Source organism: Nostoc cycadae WK-1, from assembly GCF_002897135.1.
In the GTDB taxonomy this organism is placed as follows: Bacteria; Cyanobacteriota; Cyanobacteriia; order Cyanobacteriales; family Nostocaceae; genus Nostoc_B.
In genome coordinates this window covers 1-17,919 of sequence record NZ_DF978448.1, presented here as the reverse complement: position 1 = coordinate 17,919, position 17,919 = coordinate 1, and the positions used below count along the sequence as shown (strand labels likewise).

Below are 17,919 nucleotides of genomic sequence, written 5' to 3'. Positions count from 1 at the left end.
CATTTAATGAGCAGATCTGCACAAGCAGAACTTGCACTTAATCATAATGCGGGTGATTATAAACAGGTAACAACGAAGATGGCAAATTTAGTAGAGAAACTTTCGTGCCAAGACACAAGTGTCTCTGGGCAAAAATAGGAAGATCACATCTAAAAATTGGCAAAAAATTGAAATTTAAGGTTTTTATATTTTTACTTATGCCTCTTCATACTAGTATGATTCATCAGGCGATGCTGATTAAAGGAGAAAAATGAATAGTTGGGTAGATTCAAAAAAAGTAGCTTGTGATTAAATCTCGTTAACGGCTTCAGTATTAGTAGCAGTTTGTAGCGGCAAAGAAAGTACATAACGGTGTCCTGATTCTGCTGAACCTTGGATCGAAATTTGCCCACCATGCAATTCTGCTAACTGACAACTTAGTAACAAACCTAAGCTTTCACGGGATAAACTATTATTACTCTTAACTAACTCCAGATCAGGGTTTACACTTAACAAATCTGAGTAGGAATCAGTCAAGTTTGGTGATTGTTCTAGTGTGATTGATAAACCGCCTAACTCATCTTGGTTTGTGGAATAAGTACTGTACGATGCCGCTTCGTTGGCAAGTTCCAGTAGAGATAGGGGATGAAGACGAAAATAGGGATCAACTTCAGTAATCCCATCTCCCAACCAAGGATGTGAAACCCAAACAGTAATGGTGAGTATATTTTCCTTGTAAGAGACGTGAATTCTCACAATACTACCTGTTGCCGATAATTGAATAACACTGAAAACCATGTGGTAAAGTATTTGTCGCACCTTGTCTTTGTCTAAAGGCCAAATGCGACCACGCCCAGGTTCTATTGAGAGGCGAATATCTTGCTCCCGACGGTTAGCAGGTTCTTCTAGACTATTAATAGCTTGTTGACATAACATTTCAATGTCTACTGGAGCTATGTTTAGTACCAGTGAATTTTCATCTACTGTGCCTAATTCAGTAATCTCGTTAACTAAAGAAAGTAAGTAACGCCCGCTGTGTTGAATAATTTCTAGATATTCTCTTTGCTTAGTTGTCAAAGGCCCATAAATTTCTCGACCTAAGACACTAGCCATACCTAATACTGATGTTAAAGGAGTGCGTAACTCTTGCGTAAGTTGCCCTAAAAGTTCTAATTTTAGTTGTCTAGTAGAACGTGATTCTTTTTCTAAAGTCGCTGATGTTAATTTTAAGCTATTGGTAGCTTCTTCATTAATAAACAAAGTAGACGCGCTTTTATGATTGCTCTTTTCTGATCTACTTTGCAGGAGTCGATTCCGCTCAAATTCACTCATGCTCCAACGAGCTATGATTTGTAAAAATTCAATATCTCGATTTTTAAATTCGCGCGGTACCAAATCCATAACTGCCAAAGCACCTAAACAATGCCCTGAAGAATCAATTAATGGCACTCCCAAATAAGCGCGAATGCCATATTCCTGAACTAATTTACTAGTAACAATAGTATTATTACTGTACTTTTGAGTATCGTTAATAACTAATTCTCTACAAGATTCTACTACTTGGGTGCAGAAAGATTCTCGACGCAACAACTGACGGTTTTGCGCCAAATGATTCATCAATCCCAGTCTGGATAAACCTACAGATGACTTGAACCAGTGGCGCTCCTGATCTACAAATCCCAATATGGAAATTGGCGCTTCCAAAAAATGGGCAGCCGTTTGAGTAGCTTCCTCAAAGACTGGAATTGTTTCAGGTTGCCGCAAACCCAGTTCAGATAATACTGTGAGTCGTTGTTGTTCTCTCGTTTCCTGAGAGGCCCAACCATCCTTAAGAGCAAATAATTTGTTTTCAGGCTCTACCATTGCCACCGCTACCTTGATAATTCGTCGATATTGTAATATATATAACCAATGTTGCCTGGTTATGATTTCCTATAGTTAAGCATTCCCCAATTTTGCCCTCGACAAACAATAATCGCATAGAAATTTTATACAACTGTGGAAAATACCGTGATCTAGTAGGATGTTGTGATTAAGCGAAGTTTTAATGTCAGAGAACGTTAGTTTCCAATTTTATCTGGGTAAAATAATCTTAGAATTGGTATAAAAGTATTTTTTCTTAGTTGATTTTATACATAGAGTAAAAACTAGGAGTTTCTGATATATCTACGCAATGATTGTGGACTTAAAATTTGCTTTTTACGTAAAAATACTGTTGCTCAGTTAATGGAATCGAAAGCTATGTTTTGAGAAAAATCAAAACATAGTCTAGATTTGTTCAGTATTTAGTCACTAATAAAAAATGCCATTCTTGAGAAAGTTAACAACGTGCATTCAAGAAAAATAAATCCAATTTACATGTATATTGATTTTTCAGAATACGTGATATTCCGATTAAAAATAATCAAAATTAAAAGCAGAATTTACCAAATATTTACTGAGGTTTTACCAATTATTGCTATTTAAATATTATGGTTAAACAACAGGATTAATTTTAATTGTTGTCAAGTTTAATATTGAGATTTTGAGGCATAATCATCAATGAATAAAATGGTTGTTCGAGTCCCTTTTGTAGACCTGAATTTACAACATCAACCAATTCAAAATCAATTAGAACAAGCAATCAATAGTGTATTACATCGAGGAGATTTTGTTTTAGGTAAAGCAGTTGCAGATTTTGAGACAGCCTTTGCCACAGCATCAGGTGCAGACTATGGTGTAGGTGTAGCATCAGGAACCGATGCGATCGCTCTTGGTTTACAAGCTTGTAATATTGGTGTTGGTGATGAAGTAATTCTGCCAGCTAACACTTTTGTCGCCACATTAATAGGCGTATTACGTGTAGGGGCTAAACCAATTCTGGTTGATTGTGATCCTCAGACAGCCTTAATTGATTTAGCAGCAGCAGCTAAAGTAGTTACATCTCATACCAAAGCAATTATTCCCGTCCATCTTTATGGGCAGATGGTATCACCAAAACAGTTGTTGGATTTTGCGGCTACCCACAAACTCTTAATTTTTGAAGATGCAGCCCAAGCCCATCTAGCTGAACGAGAAGGGTATCGGGCAGGTTCTGTGGGTATTGCTGCTGCTTTTAGCTTCTACCCCAGCAAAAATTTAGGGGCTTTTGGCGATGGCGGAATGCTAATTACAAAAGATCCAGAGATTGCTCAAAAAATGGTGCGCTTACGCAACTACGGTGCAGCGCAAAAGTATGTGCATATAGAATCAGGAACAAATAGCCGCTTAGATACCTTACAAGCAGCAATTTTACTGGCAAAATTACCTCATTTACAACAGTGGAATGGCGATCGCAATTCTATCGCCCAACAGTACGATACTGAATTAGCCTCCTTAGCATCTGCTGGTATTATCCCCATAGAAAATCAAAGCGGTACAGGACATGTTTATCATCTCTACGTGATTAAAATTGATGATATTTCTTCACCGGAATGCCGCCAGCAAATTCAGGACAAACTCACAGCAGCGGGAATTCAAACCGGAATTCACTACCCTATTCCTTGCCATTTACAACCAGCATTCACCTACTTAGGCTATCAACCAGGCGATTTTCCTCAATCTGAAAAACTAGCAAAGCAGATATTATCTTTACCCATGTATCCTGGTTTAAGTAGTAGTCAAATTAAAGAAGTCGTGGCAGAGATTACATCAATCATGAGTGGTGAACAACAACAGTTGTTATCCGTTTAATAACAAAGAATTCAGAAATAGGATTCAGGAGCTAGAATTCATCATTGACTTTGTGGTTCCTGATGGTTGAATCAGTAAAATACTCACCTGTTATCTTTTGATTTGATAGTCTTCTGAATGCTGAATTCTGAATTCTTCAATACTTTAAAATCATGGCAATTCCACAACAAATTCAAATTAGAAGCACACAACAATTACTGAGTATAGCCATTTTAGGAGTTTTGGGATTATTGTATGCTCCTCTGTTGCTCCACTGGCTTGATGGTTGGTTAAACAAAAGTATCAGTATAGAACACGAATATTTTAGCCACGGAATTATTGGTATACCATTTGCAGCTTACTTGAGTTGGTTGAATCGCAAACAGTGGCAACGTTTACCAGATAGCACTCATCCTGTGGGTGCTTTTTTGCTTTTAATCGGCGGAGTATTCTATCTTAGCGGTATCGCGGATTGGGTTAACCTTTCTTTGCCAATTATCTTAGCCGGATTGTGCCTGTGGTTTAAAGGCATAGTTGGCTTACAATTACAAGGCTTTCCCTTGGTATTAGTATTTTTGGCAACTCCCACCTTTGTTCCATATCTATTAGTTCCCTACACCTTACCATTGCAAAGTTTTATTGCAGGTACAGCAGGGTTCATCCTCAACCAAATTGGGATGCAAGTCACCGTTGATGAAATCAACATTTATGTCAGCGGACGCATTGTAGAAGTGGCTCCCTATTGTGCGGGGCTAAAAATGTTGTTTACCACTCTCTACGTCAGCTTGATGTTGCTGTATTGGACTGGTACTTTGGCTTCGCGCCGCATTAGTGCTTGGTTTATATGTATAGCTGTTGTTATTAGCATTACCGCCAACATCATCCGCAACACTTTTCTCAGTTACTTTCATGGCACAGGTAATGAAGCCGCATTTAAATGGTTACACGATAGCTGGGGCGGTGATGTTTACTCTGCTTGTATGCTTTTATTATTAGTCCCATTACTCAACTGGATGAACAGCAATTTTTTAGTAGAACCAGAAACTGTAGAACCAATAGACGAGCAGAAATAACAGAAAATCAGAGGTTACAGATTAATTGTTTTTCAAAAAGGGTTTGGAGAAATTTCATTGCTCCACATAGCGTTTCCAGCTATTTCAGCCTAGTAGTCTATAAAACCCCTATTAGAGACTGCTACTTTTACTGAACTCAGAGTGCCATTTTTTCAGTAAAATCTTGCGTAAATATTGCAAATTTTACTGATGATTTCCTTTTCTAAGGTTCTCAAAGAAAAACAGGTGACATATATAGTAGCTCTAGTATTGTTGCTACTACTATTGGCAATGGGCGGAGTTTCCGGTTACTTCAGTGGACGCTGGGAATGGAAACAGCCACCACCTGTCACCACCCTCAAGGAATTAAGAAAAATACGCAAAACCGGATTAACTATTCCTGGCTGGGAAACGGTTCAGCAAAGCGAACAACAAATTGGCGAACATAAATGGTCGTTGCAAATCCTCAAACAAGCAAGTTCGCAAACTCAGGTGATATTGCTATTACTGCCACAGAATGGGCCAAAGGATCAACCTGAAGTGGAATGGACGGAGATTAACGGCTGGGGCAGATTGCGTTGGGGAAAATGGGATATAGCTCAAGAACGCTCTCTGGAATTTCCAGTGAAACAGGCTCAAAATTCAGCTTCCCATCCAGAAACGCGAGTCAAAGCTAGATTTTTGCGAATTTCGACACAACAAGATACCTTTGCTACCTTGCAATGGTATGCTTTCCGCAATGGTGGAGACCCATCACCTTTACGCTGGTTTTTTACAGATCAGTTGACGCAGTGGCAGAAACATCGGACTCCTTGGGTAGCTGTAAGTATTTTGATACCAATGGAGCCTTTGGGAGAAGTAGAAAATACTAAATCTTTAGCTCAGTCTCTGGGTGAAGCGGTGCAAACCACATTGATGGCAAACGCTTTATAGTTAAGTATGTTTGAAAATATGAGAAATCAACTAGTAGTGTGGATAAACTGCTATCTTTGATCCAATAATTTCGGAGAATGGCAAGATAAAAATTTTCATGCTTTTCTATAAGCAATTCTGCAACTCACAACCAATATAAAAGTTATTTCCAACATCAAATAACAACTCGGCAGAACCAATTCTCAATACAGCTTTACAGCACCGATGTTTATAGTTTCTCATCCTTATGTACGTGCATTTAGCACTTTATGTTTTGTCAGTTTTCAGGCAGGTGTTTGGCTGACAAACTCTGTGCAACCTGTTGTCGCTCAATCTTTACCATCTTCTGAAACTTCGCCAAGACAACAATTTCCGTCGCTACCACCTGCAAATCCGGCGACTGAAGAATCCCCGCTACAGCCTCCTTCACCACCACCCAATGCTGATGGTGTATTGCCAAATGAAAGTGGTGAAGTTTCTTCTCAACTCAACCGTTATCTATTAGGGCCAGGAGATGTAATTAGTGTGGCGTTTCAACGTCCTCCTGGTGCTTATCGCTTAGGGCCGGGAGATTCGATTAATGTTGTGGTTCAACGCTTCCCAGATTTAAGTTTTGCCGCTTCCATTAATCCAGAAGGTAATATTGCAGTGCCACTACTAGGTACAGTGCCACTACAAAGTTTAACTTTGCTAGAAGCTCAAGAAAAAATTCGCTTGTTATTTAATCGTTATGTAGTTAATCCCGTAGTAGTTTTGTCATTGACTGGCTTGCGGCAAGATTTAAGTTTTCAAGCCCAAATTAGCCCCGAAGGCAATATTGTTGTGCCACAGGTGGGCATTTTATCCATACAAGGTTTGAGTTTGGCAGAAGCTCAAGAAAAAATTCGCTTGAGTTTAAGCCGGGTGATGGTTGATCCGGCGATCGCAGTTTCTCTATTCTCACCACGACCTGTACAAATTACAATTAGCGGTGAGGTTTTTCGTCCAGGAATTTATCCTGTTACTTCTTCCACACCTAGAGTTGCTGATGCTTTACTGATAGCTGGCGGTTCGACAATGAGCGCTGACCTCCGACAAGTGCAGGTACGTCGAACATTAATGGATGGTTCTGTAATTTCCCAAAATATTGACTTATATGCAGCGTTGCAAAATGGCGGTTCAGTACCTAATTTGCGTTTGCAAGATGGGGATGCAGTGATCATACCCCGTCGAGAAGTCGGCAACGATGATGGTTATGACCGTAATTTAATTGCTCGCTCATCCTTGGCGGTACCGCAAATTCGCGTCCGCTTGTTAAACTATGCGGCTGGTGGACTTGTAACACAAACCTTGCCGAATGGCAGTACTTTTATTGATGCTTTGGGAGGGATTAATTTAGATACAGCTAACCTGCGAGATATTGCCCTAATTCGATTTGACCCAGAACGAGGTCGCGCAATTACGCAAAAACTGGATGCAAAAAAAGCACTTTCTGGTGATATCTCTCAAAATGTCCCCTTACAAGATAATGATGTTATTGTTGTTGGTCGCAACCTAATTACTAGAATCACTAATATCTTCAGTACAATTACTCGGCCGTTCTTTGATGTTCAAAGTTTTATTCGCTTCTTCCAATTTTTTGGCGGTGGCTCCAATTAGTGCATTTTATTTGTTTGGCTTGGCGAAACATAAATGACAGTTGACTCTTGACCATTGACTATTAACCAGCTTTCTCTCGCTTATTTCTATATGCCTCTGCTATGACCCCACCAATTGTTAAACGCTATCTAATTGCATTCGAGAAGTACAAGTGGATTGGACTAGGTAGTTTTGCGCTAGTTGTCGCCGGGTCAACAGTAGTAGCTGTACAGCCAGATCCACCGATTAACTACATAGCAGATGCTGCATTAACTTATAATCGTCCACCAGTTTCATTTTCGCTGACGGGGAATGAAATTCAGCAGCAAGGGCAAGAATTAAGTGAGGGTGCTTTGCTGTCAGATCAGATTATTGAAACTGTCGCCACAAAAGTTAATGTTAAGCCAAAAACAATTGGTACAAATGTTGCCTTGAAATTACCCGAAAAAGCTAAGGCTGGAGAAGTTGCATCTACAGTTATTGATCTGAAATATAAAGATACTGATCCTAAACGCGCCCAAGAGGTGCTTCAGGAATTAATGCAGGCAATGATCAAGCTGAGTGGTGAGATTAACACGGGAAGGTTAAAAGCAATTATTCAAAAAATTGAAGAACGGGTACCTCAAGCGAGAACAGAATTGCAAACCGCAGAAAAAAGATTAGAGCAGTACGATCGCCGCGAACGACCAGCAATCTTATCCGCAGAGAATGGTAGTTTATTAGCAGGAATCACTAATAGCCAAAATCAACAACGACAAATTCAATTAAATATTGCGGGGATTGATGCCCAAATTCGCAGTTTGCAAGCAAAGTTAGGTTTAGATGTTAATAAAGCTTATATTTCTTCGGCTTTAAGTGCTGACCCAATTTTGGGTAATTTGCGAACACAGTTATATCAAACAGAATCGCAAATTGCCTTGCTACGCAAAGATTTACGACCTGAACATCCTACGATGATTCAGTTACAACGTCAAAAAGAAGCCACAGAACTATTAATCCAACAACGTGCTAACGAAGTGATTGGTGGCGGTGGTGCAGCCGCACCTTTTTCTGGAGATATTTCGGGAATTCGCGCTCAAAGTAACTTAGACCCAGCCAGACAAGGGTTAGCAAATCAGATGGTAACTTTGCAAACCCAACGGGATACGCTGCAACAACAGTTAGCACAGCAAATTCGCGAAGAAGTCCGCCTACGACAAGAGTATTCTTTAATACCAAACAAACAGTTAGAGCGATCGCGTTTAGAACAGGAAGTAGCTCTAAAAAAAGCAGTTTACGACCAAATGCAGGCTAAACTCACAGACTCTAAAACCGCAGAGGCAGAAACTGTTAGTAGCTTGACTGTTGCCCGAACACCGACTATCATTCCGGAACCCACCAAAGTCAAGAGCGTCCCCACAACTTTAGGAATTGGTGGTTTCTTAGGCTTTTTAGTTGGTGGTGGCGTAATATTTTTGCTTGGTTCCCTAGAAGGAACCTTCAAAACCCAAGAAGATATCCGCGACAGCTTGAAGCAACGAGAAGTGGTGTTATTGGGCGAAATACCTTTAATGCCCGTTGATGATTTAGCATCTGAAGCAGTACCAGTGGTATTTTCTGTTGATTCACCTTATTTAGAATTTTATGAAAAGTTTCGTAGTAATTTGCGCCGTCTAGCAGGTAAAGACGTAAAAATTCTCTTAATTGCTAGTACTGGCGCTCAAGAAGGGAAAACAGTCAGTGCTTACAATTTGGGCGTGGCTTGCGCTCGTGCTGGCAAACGTACCTTGATTATTGAAACTGATTTGCGATCGCCTTCACGGGCTACATCCCTAAAAGTTACGCTTGACCCTGACGCGGCTATAGAACCTTTGCGTTATTATGCCAGCTTGAGTGATTGTATTCGCTTAGTACCTGACGTAGAAAATTTATACATTATTCCCAGTCCCGGCCCTGTACTTCAATCACCAGCTATTATCGAATCTAGCGAAATGCGGCGACTAATGGAAGATGCTCGTGAGCGTTATGACTTAGTAATTTTAGATACTAGTCCCTTAAGTTACTCCAATGATCCGTTACTGATTCAACCTTACAGCGATGGCATAGTATTAGTAGCGCGACCGAACTATACCCAAGAAAGTATGTTAGGTGAAGCGATCGATCAACTACAAGAAGCTGAACTAGGATTGTTGGGTGTAATTATCAATGGCGCTGATATTGAGGTTACTGTACCAGAAATAGCAGAACCTCTACCAACTTCTTCATCAGAACCAGTAATTGTGGAAGAATCTGATCAAGTTTCCGCAGGTGTGAATAACACTTACAACTAGTGAGGAATAAAAGTTTGGGGATACAAGGGTGGGGAAAATGAAACCTTGATGCCCCAAATCCCTTGGGATTAAGCACTCAGCACTTTATTAAAGCTTATTCATAGTCGCGTTTAAATAAACCAAACAAGGGCGCAAGCATAACTCCAAAAACAAAGCCACCGATATGCGCCCAATAAGCAACTCCCCCAGTTTGGACGCTCATATTAGCAGCAGCTTGGAGACTAGCAAGACCAGATATCACATTCTGCGCAAAGAAAATGCCGATGACTACCAGTGCTGGAACACTAATTGTAGTTGCAAAAAAACCTAAGAATACTAAGGTTGTAATTCTGGCATGAGGAAAACGGATGAGGTACGCGCCTAAAACCCCAGAAATTGCACCACTAGCGCCTAATGAAGGAATTGGAGAATTCATTCCTATCGCCCATTGGCATAAAGCTGCTAAAGCACCGCATGTCAAATAAAAAATTAGATATTTGAAATGACCCAAACGGTCTTCGATATTGTTGCCAAAAACCCAAAGAAAAACCATATTCGAGATTAAGTGCCACCAACCACCGTGGAGAAACTGTGATGTAATTAAAGTTATCCATTCTCCATCAAAGTTGTAGGTTAATTCTCTGGGTACTACAGCATACTCACTGAAAAAGAGATTTAGTCGGGCATGGGACAAACTCACTTCATGAAGAAAAACTAAAACATTCATGCCAATCAAGCCGTAAGTGAAATAGGGCGTGATTCGCGTTGGATTTTCGTCATAGAGTGGAAACACAGGTGTTTTTCCTAATTATCAATTAACTGCAATATAGCTTGTGTGACTGGCAGTTGAAAAATTTTGATAATTGCACCTGTGATAAAGTGCTGAGTATAAACCAATTCGCTGCAAAGCTTTCAGCAAATAATAAAATGATTACGACAGATGAAGTGCAACAAAGCTCACTAATAAACCCTGCCCCAATCTAAAATCCAAAATTGCCTTAGCTGTACCATGATTCTTCGGGAGATTTGTCACTAAACAAACCTAAAACCGGGCCGAGAATCGCTCCAAAGATGAAACCGCCTGCGTGCGCCCAGTAAGCGATACCACCGCTTTCCATACCAATATTAGTAGGAGTTTCTAAACTGGCAAGTCCGTAGAAAGATTGTTGGAGAAACCAAAATCCTAAAAAGAAATAAGCGGGAACCCGGAAAGTAGGGAAGAAAATGCCTAAAGGGACAACACCAAGAATCTCAGCTTTCGGGAAGCGGAGGATATATGCTCCCATAACTCCCGCGATCGCACCACTAGCCCCCAAAGATGGAATATTAGAATCTTGGGAGAAATACCATTGGGTCAAAGACGCTAAAATACCGCAAGCTAAATAAAACAGCAAATATTTGGCATGACCTAATTTATCTTCAACGTTATTCCCAAATATCCACAGAAACAACATATTGCCAGCTAAGTGCAAAAAGCCACCATGCAAAAATTGCGAGCTAATTAAAGTTGCCAATTCTGGTACTGGTTGATGTACAGAAACACCAGCAAAGCTTAAGCTAAGTTCGCGGGGAACAACAGCCGCCAGGTGTAAAAAGCCATCTAATGCTTGTGGTGGAAGACTACTTTCATAGATAAATGCCAAAACATTAGCGGCAATTAAACCGTAAGTTACATAAGGGGTAATTTGCGTAGGATTATTATCTCTAATGGGAACCACGGGCTTTTTTCCTGATTTTTGAAAAACTAGCCTCAAATTACCGAATATTCCTAGTAATTTCTTCTACCTCTTGGCTAGATATTTAGTCTCTGCCTTTTAAACTAAGAGTATGAGCTAGATTTCCCAAGCTTGGAGGTACTGCTATGGTACAACAACTAACAAGTTGAGATAATTTATGTTTTTACCCAATTCTTTAGACAATCAACTACAACATTGGGATGATATAATTCACGATCAACCAAATAATCCCAAGGCTTACATTCGGCGGGGTATGGTTAAATTCCAATTAGCCAAAATTGATGAATCTATTCAAGACTTTGACACAGCAGAAAAAATAGAACCTCGTCTCAAACCATATCTCTGGCAACGGGGCTTATCTTATTATTATGCTGAAAGGTTTGCTGAAGGCGCTCAACAGTTTGAAATTGATTTAACTGTAAATGCTAATGATGTCGAAGAAACTGTGTGGCGATATCTTTGTATAGCTCGTTGGCAAGGTGTACAAACAGCACGGAATTATCTATTAAAAGTCAAAAATGACCCCAGACGAGTGCTGTGCTTAATATATGATTTGTTTGCGGAAAATTGTACACCAGAAGAAGTTTTAAATGTTGGAGAATCTGAAGGAATTAAAGGTAAATTTTATAGTCATCTTTATCTAGGATTATATTATGAATCCCAAAGCAATTTGAATTTAGCTCAAGAGTACATTGTCAAGGCTGCCGATAAATATCAGATTGATGATTATATGTGGTACTTAGCGCAGGTACATAAAAAGTTACGCAACTGGCTGTAATTTAATCAGCAGAGGCTACGTTCTTTATTTTTTGAAGTTGGTGAATATTTCATCAATGGCAATATATCCACACCACAACAGCTTTCACCTTGATACTAAGTTGCGTTCAGAAATAATATTTCTATTCCCTACTCCCTACTCCCTACTCTCCACTCCCACCCCTATTAACTATCTTTGACTGCAACTCAGTATGAGTAGTCTGCGTACATCTGCGGATAAAACCATATAATCACAAGAATAAGCGGTAGCGTCAGGCTGATTTCGGATGATTGGGCGATGAAACTCGATTTAATTAGGTTTTCTCAGGCTTGCAACCCTAGCAAGACTTTGATGATCAGCAAAGCTGAAGATAGACAATATTATATTGATTTTGCCAAAGTGCGGGGTGGCAAAATTATTGAGGAATTGCGGCGGACAATTGCGGTACTTTCGCCAGACGACCCAACTTGTCAGTTGTTTACCGGACATATCGGCTGTGGGAAATCGACAGAATTACAACGGTTGAAAGTAGAGTTAGAACAGCAGGGTTTTCATGTAGTATATTTTGAGTCTAGCCAAAGTTTAGATGTGGCCGATGTTGATATTACGGATATTTTACTGGCGATCGCACGAGAAGTAAGTCAAAGCTTAGAAAAATCCCAAATCAACATCAAGCCCAGCTATTTTCAAAATCTGTTTACAGAAGTTGTCGATTTTTTACAAACACCTTTAGATTTGTCAGCCCAGGCTGAACTATCTGTAGGTATTGCCAAATTAACTGCCAAAACTAAAGATAGCCCAAAATTGCGAAGTCAATTGCGGCAATATTTAGAACCGCGTACCAACAGTATTTTAGAGTCAATTAATCAAGAACTCCTTAAACCTGCAAGAGAAAAACTCAAGCAGCAAGGTAAAAAAGGACTAGTAGTTATTGTTGATAACCTTGACCGCATCGATAATTCCTTAAAACCTTCGGGTTATTACCAACCAGAATATTTATTTGTCGAACGCGGTGAACAGTTAAACCAGCTAAGTTGTCATGTCGTTTACACCATTCCTTTAGTTTTGATTTTCTCTAATGCTTTGGGACGGTTGACAAATCGCTTTGGCGTTGACCCCAAAGTTTTACCAATGGTTCCTGTACAACTTCAAGATGGAACTAAATTCACTCAGGGAGTTACACTACTGCAACAAATGGTGATGGCGAGGGCATTTCCGGGGGTGAGTTGGGAACAAAGCCAGCATTTAATTACAGAGGTTTTTGATAGTCCTGAAACATTAGAAAGACTTTGCTTAGTCAGTGGCGGTCATTTGCGGAACTTACTCATGATATTGTTTCGCTGTCTGCAACAAGAAGACCCGCCAATTTCCTGGGAATGTGTCAATAGAGTAATTAAAAAACGCTGCAACGAACTAACTTTAGCAATTACCGCAGATGAATGGGAAGTATTACGGGAAGTCGCCCAAGGAAAAAGCCTAAGAGGTCATGAAAAATACGACCTTCTGCTCCGCAATATGTTTGTATTTGAATATCGAGATGAAGATGGTTCGTGGTTTGATATTAATCCGATTTTGGCGGAGGCTAGAGAATTTAGGTTGTAAGGGAGATCGCAATTAATTTACCATTTGGAAGGACTATTGGGATGCAATTGATCTAAATTTCAAGATAGAGGATTAGTCTGCACGTATTGACGAATTTCCTATAAGGCTGCTTCATGGCGGATAATGCGATCGTAGTAATTGCGTTACCATACTGGGGCTTTAGGTGTATTGCGGTTGATGTTGATTTGTTTGGTTGTTGCTGATTTGAATCCGGCAGGCAATCAATGATGAAATAGATCGCTGTTTCATTGGGGGTATGACATTTGTGCTGTTTCCTGAATGTAGGGACGAACGGCCATAATTTAGGGGCGAACGGCCGTTCGCCCCTACGGGATAGTTTGTTGTGCAATCATCACTATTTTGGCATTCAACAGGTTCAACAAAAACAATCCCATGAAAATGGTTTGGCATTACAATCCATTCATCTAATTGAATTTCTTGACGTATGTTAGATGAACGATTCCATTCTTCTGCAACCAATTGTCCAAATTCATTTAATTCCATCACTCCATTCACTACATCACCAAACAAGCATTCTCGATGGTGGGTGCAAATGGTAATAAAATAAGCACACGCAATCGAATAATCATGTCCTTTAAAGCGAATGGATTGGCGGTAATGTTTATCTGGGTTATATTTCACAGCTTATCGATATTAATTAATTTTATTGTTCCCCAACTGTAGGGGCGAACGGCCGTTCGCCCCTACATTATGTTTACCGCGACATTCGCCCCTACGAAAATCTCGTTGATCAAGACGTTCGCCCTTACAACAATCACGCTTTTCACGACAATGACTGAAAATCTCACCCTTAATAACGAGAATTCATTAAAAACTTTAGTTAGAGCAATTACTCTTTCTCAGTGTCAATTTTCACTGATTTTGTTGCGGTGTAATTATGCTGATCTGCGGCGACGTATTAGCCAAAGATTGCACCAAATTTCTCCTATAAACATACACGAAATTACTATACCAGCATCAGTAAAAACGCTGTATACAAGCATAACTGAAGAACTAGGAAATATACAGCCACCCGCATTAATGGTATTTGGCTTAGAGAATGTTAAAGACATTGATACGATGCTGACTGCGGCTAATAGGGTGAGAGAAGAGTTTAGCAGCAACTTTCCTTTCCCGATATTGCTGTGGGTGAATGACTCAGTTTTGCAAAAATTTATCAGACTAGCCACTGACTTAGAAAATTGGTCAACTATTATTGAGTTTGAAAATTCTACTCATGAGTTAATTGCATTTATTCAGCAACAGACTGAGGCAATATTTACTAGTAAAATAATTATTAATTTGCAGACTTGCTGGGAATTAGAAAAAGCAATTCAAGATTTGCAAAGTCGTGGCGAAGTTTTGGCACAATCATTACAAGCTAATTTAGAATATGTGCGTGGGTTGCATAATTATTTGGCTGACAAAATAAATGCGGCTGTTGAACATTATCAACAAAGTTTTAGTTTTTGGCGACAATGTGAAGATTTAGAACGACAAGGTATATTATTAGCTCATATTGCCTTAGCTTATGAACGTCAAGCAGTAATTGACAAAACAGAAAGTCAACGTTGTTGGCAATTAGCTAAAGAATATTTGCAGCAATCACTGGATATTTTAGAGCAGGGAGAATATTTAAATTTAGTCGCGCAGTATATTAATAAATTGGGTGAAATACTGCAAAATTTAAAAGAGTGGTCTGAGCTAGAAATAGTCGCTAATAAAGCATTGATATTTTACAAAAATTATAACCTACCGTTGAAAACAGCCCAAATTTATGCTTTTTTGGCAGAAGTAGCTTTAGAGAAATCACAATGCTATGAAGCAAATCAATTAGCACAAAAATCTTTTCAAATAGTAGCTAATACTCCTAGTTTACAGTTATATGAGTATAGTTATTATCTCTATATTCTAGGAATATCAAGGTACAGCTGCGGTGAAATGTCAGCAGCTCTTCGTAGTCTAGAATCTGCTAAAGAATCAATTAATCATCAATACAATCCGCAGTTATATATATCTATTTTAGACAAGTTACGCTCACTATATTTTGAGCAAGGTGAATATCTTAAAGCTTTTAATTTTAAGTTAGAACAATTACAAATTGAGCAACAATATGGGTTTAGGGCTTTTGTTGGGGCTTCTTATTTAAATCCGCAGAGAAAGGTGATTAATCCTTACATTGCACAAGTTATAAAAGACCCCTCTCCACACTTATCCCTTGTAAAGAGAGAGGCTTTAAATATTCCCTCTTCCCTTATAGGAAAGGAATCTAAGGGGTTAAGTCAATTAGATAATACTGGGGCAATTGCTCAAGAAATTGCTGCTTCTGGGCGAGAAATCGATGTTAACAGATTACGAATTAGAATTAGTGAAAATCAGCATAAATTAACCATAATTCATGGTCAATCGGGTGTAGGTAAAAGTTCAATTTTACAGGCGGGGTTAATTCCAGCTTTGCAACAGCAATCTATAGGTGAACGGGATGCTTTGCCAATTTTAATACGGGTTTATACAGATTGGGTAGCTGTTTTAGGGCGGCGGTTGAGTGAAGAATTTGAGGCGATTAGAGAAAAGAAATTAACTGTGAATCTTGATTCAGCGACAGCAATTCAATCACAGTTGCATAATAATGTTGACCGGAATCTATTAACAGTTTTAATTTTTGACCAGTTTGAAGAGTTTTTCTTTGTTTACCAAGATAAAGCACAACGGCGTGAGTTTTATGAGTTTTTGCGGGTTTGTTTGGATATACCGTTTGTTAAAGTTGTACTGTCTTTACGGGAAGATTATTTACATCATCTATTAGAGTTAGAGCGCCTGTTTAATTTAGGCATTATTAATAATAATATTCTAGATAAAAGTATTCGTTATTATTTGGGGAATTTTTCACCGGATGATACAAAAGCAGTTATTCAAAGTTTAACAAAAAGAACACAGTTTTATTTAGAGCCTATACTAATCGAAGAATTAGTTTGTGATTTAGCTAGAGAATTGGGAGAGGTACGCCCAATCGAATTGCAAATTGTTGGTACTCAGTTGCAAACTGAGCGTATTACTACTTTAGAAAAGTATCGGCAAATTGGAACTAAAGAGAAACTAGTTGAGCGATTTTTAGAAGATGTAATTAGAGATTGTGGTGTTGAAAATGAACAAGCAGCCAGATTAGTTTTATATTTACTTACAGATGAGAATGGAACACGCCCACTCAAAACTCGTGCTGAGTTAGTACAGGGAATGGCTGCAAAAGCTGATGAGTTAGATTTGATATTGGATATTTTTGTTAAATCTGGATTAGTCTTATTGTTGCCAGAATCACCAACTGACCGTTATCAATTAGTGCATGATTATCTTGTAATTTTTATTCGTCAGTACAAAGATAATGAAATATTAACAGAACTGGCAAAAGAAAGAGAACAGCGGCAATTGACAGAAGAAGAATTAAAACGAGTTGAACAAAAAAATAAAATATTGGCTTATGCTCAAAAGGAAGCTGATAAGAAAATTAAGCAAGGACAGAATCGCTTGTTCCTGAGTTCTGGACTGTCAATAGCTTTATTAACAGTAACAATTGGATATGCTTCTACTTTATTTCAACAATCGCAACATACTAAACAAGTTTTACAATCATTTAATAAACAAAAAGAACAAACACAAAGTAAGGTTTATGCAAACTTAAAGAAAGGAAAAGAGTTACAAAAAAATAAGATTTTATTAGAAAAGAAAAAAGAAGATTTAATAGAAAGAAAACAAGATATAGATATAAACTTGCAGACTGTAAAATTAGAAAACCAAATAGCAATAAAAAATTTAATTGATGCTCAACAAGAAACACAAGATACAGAACAAGAATATAACATAAAAAATAGTATAGAAATTGCTCAAGAAAAAGTGCAATCTACACAGGCAGAATTAGCAGCTTTACAAGCTAAAGTTAGAGAAGTTGATAACGCTCTGCAACAACTACAAAGAAAACTAACAAAAATACAGCAAGACATAAAATTGACACAAGCAGCGCAACAAGAATCACAAAAAGGAATTGAACTAGAACAATCTGGCCCAAATACTTTAAAACAGTTTGAATTTGCTGCATTAGAAACGCTAGTATCAGCAATATACAATGCGAAGCAACTAAAAAATCTAGTAAAAGATGGTCGTCCGTTAGAAAAATATCCAGCTATTAGTCCAATTTTTACATTGGATAGTGTTCTCAACCAAATTATAGAACTGAATCAATTCAAAGGACATCAGGATTCAGTTAATAGTGTAACTTTTAGCCCAGATGGCCA

Annotated in this window: 12 protein-coding genes; 8 read left to right on the top strand and 4 right to left on the bottom strand. The window is 38.7% G+C overall.

Annotation, left to right across the window (positions count from 1 at the left end):
- Positions 1–288: 288 nt before the first annotated feature.
- The gene (locus tag NCWK1_RS27090) at positions 289–1,842 is read right to left on the bottom strand and encodes a GAF domain-containing sensor histidine kinase (protein WP_103126838.1); all 1,554 of its coding nucleotides are present in this window, start codon (positions 1,840–1,842) and stop codon (positions 289–291) included.
- A gap of 678 nt (positions 1,843–2,520) precedes the next feature.
- Here NCWK1_RS27090 and NCWK1_RS27085 point away from each other — a divergent pair.
- From NCWK1_RS27085 to NCWK1_RS27065, 5 genes are all read left to right on the top strand, one after another.
- Positions 2,521–3,690 (top strand): DegT/DnrJ/EryC1/StrS family aminotransferase, encoded by a 1,170-nt coding sequence (locus NCWK1_RS27085; protein ID WP_103126837.1) that lies wholly within the window; start codon positions 2,521–2,523, stop codon positions 3,688–3,690.
- Positions 3,691–3,842: 152 nt separating this feature from the next.
- Positions 3,843–4,742, top strand: coding sequence for a cyanoexosortase B (crtB, locus tag NCWK1_RS27080; protein ID WP_103126836.1), 900 nt, complete (start codon positions 3,843–3,845; stop codon positions 4,740–4,742).
- Positions 4,743–4,931: 189 nt separating this feature from the next.
- Positions 4,932–5,654 carry a cyanoexosortase B system-associated protein gene (locus tag NCWK1_RS27075; protein WP_103126856.1) on the top strand — a complete coding sequence of 241 codons (723 nt, stop codon included), beginning with the start codon at positions 4,932–4,934 and terminating at the stop codon, positions 5,652–5,654.
- A 204-nt stretch (positions 5,655–5,858) separates the two neighbouring features.
- The gene (locus NCWK1_RS27070) at positions 5,859–7,271 is read left to right on the top strand and encodes a polysaccharide biosynthesis/export family protein (RefSeq protein WP_103126835.1); all 1,413 of its coding nucleotides are present in this window, start codon (positions 5,859–5,861) and stop codon (positions 7,269–7,271) included.
- Positions 7,272–7,372: 101 nt separating this feature from the next.
- Positions 7,373–9,559, top strand: coding sequence for a GumC family protein (locus NCWK1_RS27065; RefSeq protein WP_103126834.1), 2,187 nt, complete (start codon positions 7,373–7,375; stop codon positions 9,557–9,559).
- A gap of 94 nt (positions 9,560–9,653) precedes the next feature.
- Here the strand turns inward: NCWK1_RS27065 and NCWK1_RS27060 are convergent, their stop codons facing one another.
- Both NCWK1_RS27060 and NCWK1_RS27055 read right to left on the bottom strand, forming a co-directional pair.
- Positions 9,654–10,331, bottom strand: coding sequence for a rhomboid family intramembrane serine protease (locus NCWK1_RS27060; protein WP_103126833.1), 678 nt, complete (start codon positions 10,329–10,331; stop codon positions 9,654–9,656).
- A 205-nt stretch (positions 10,332–10,536) separates the two neighbouring features.
- Positions 10,537–11,256, bottom strand: coding sequence for a rhomboid family intramembrane serine protease (locus NCWK1_RS27055; RefSeq protein WP_103126832.1), 720 nt, complete (start codon positions 11,254–11,256; stop codon positions 10,537–10,539).
- Positions 11,257–11,431: 175 nt separating this feature from the next.
- Here NCWK1_RS27055 and NCWK1_RS27050 point away from each other — a divergent pair, with 175 nt between their 5' ends.
- Together NCWK1_RS27050 and NCWK1_RS27045 are read left to right on the top strand one after the other, a co-directional pair.
- On the top strand, positions 11,432–12,052 hold the full coding sequence (locus tag NCWK1_RS27050; protein ID WP_103126831.1) for a tetratricopeptide repeat protein: 621 nt from the start codon (positions 11,432–11,434) through the stop codon (positions 12,050–12,052).
- Between the two features lie 276 nt (positions 12,053–12,328).
- Positions 12,329–13,633 (top strand): ATP-binding protein, encoded by a 1,305-nt coding sequence (locus NCWK1_RS27045; protein WP_103126830.1) that lies wholly within the window; start codon positions 12,329–12,331, stop codon positions 13,631–13,633.
- Positions 13,634–13,792: 159 nt separating this feature from the next.
- On the opposite strand, the gene NCWK1_RS27040 is transcribed toward NCWK1_RS27045, so the two are convergent.
- Complete coding sequence (locus NCWK1_RS27040) at positions 13,793–14,275, bottom strand: transposase (RefSeq protein ID WP_245895001.1); 483 nt, start codon at positions 14,273–14,275, stop codon at positions 13,793–13,795.
- A gap of 150 nt (positions 14,276–14,425) precedes the next feature.
- Between NCWK1_RS27040 and NCWK1_RS27035 the strand changes: the two genes are divergently transcribed.
- Positions 14,426–17,919 (top strand): nSTAND1 domain-containing NTPase (locus tag NCWK1_RS27035; protein WP_187308259.1); only part of this gene is annotated, 3,494 nt, incomplete at its 3' end.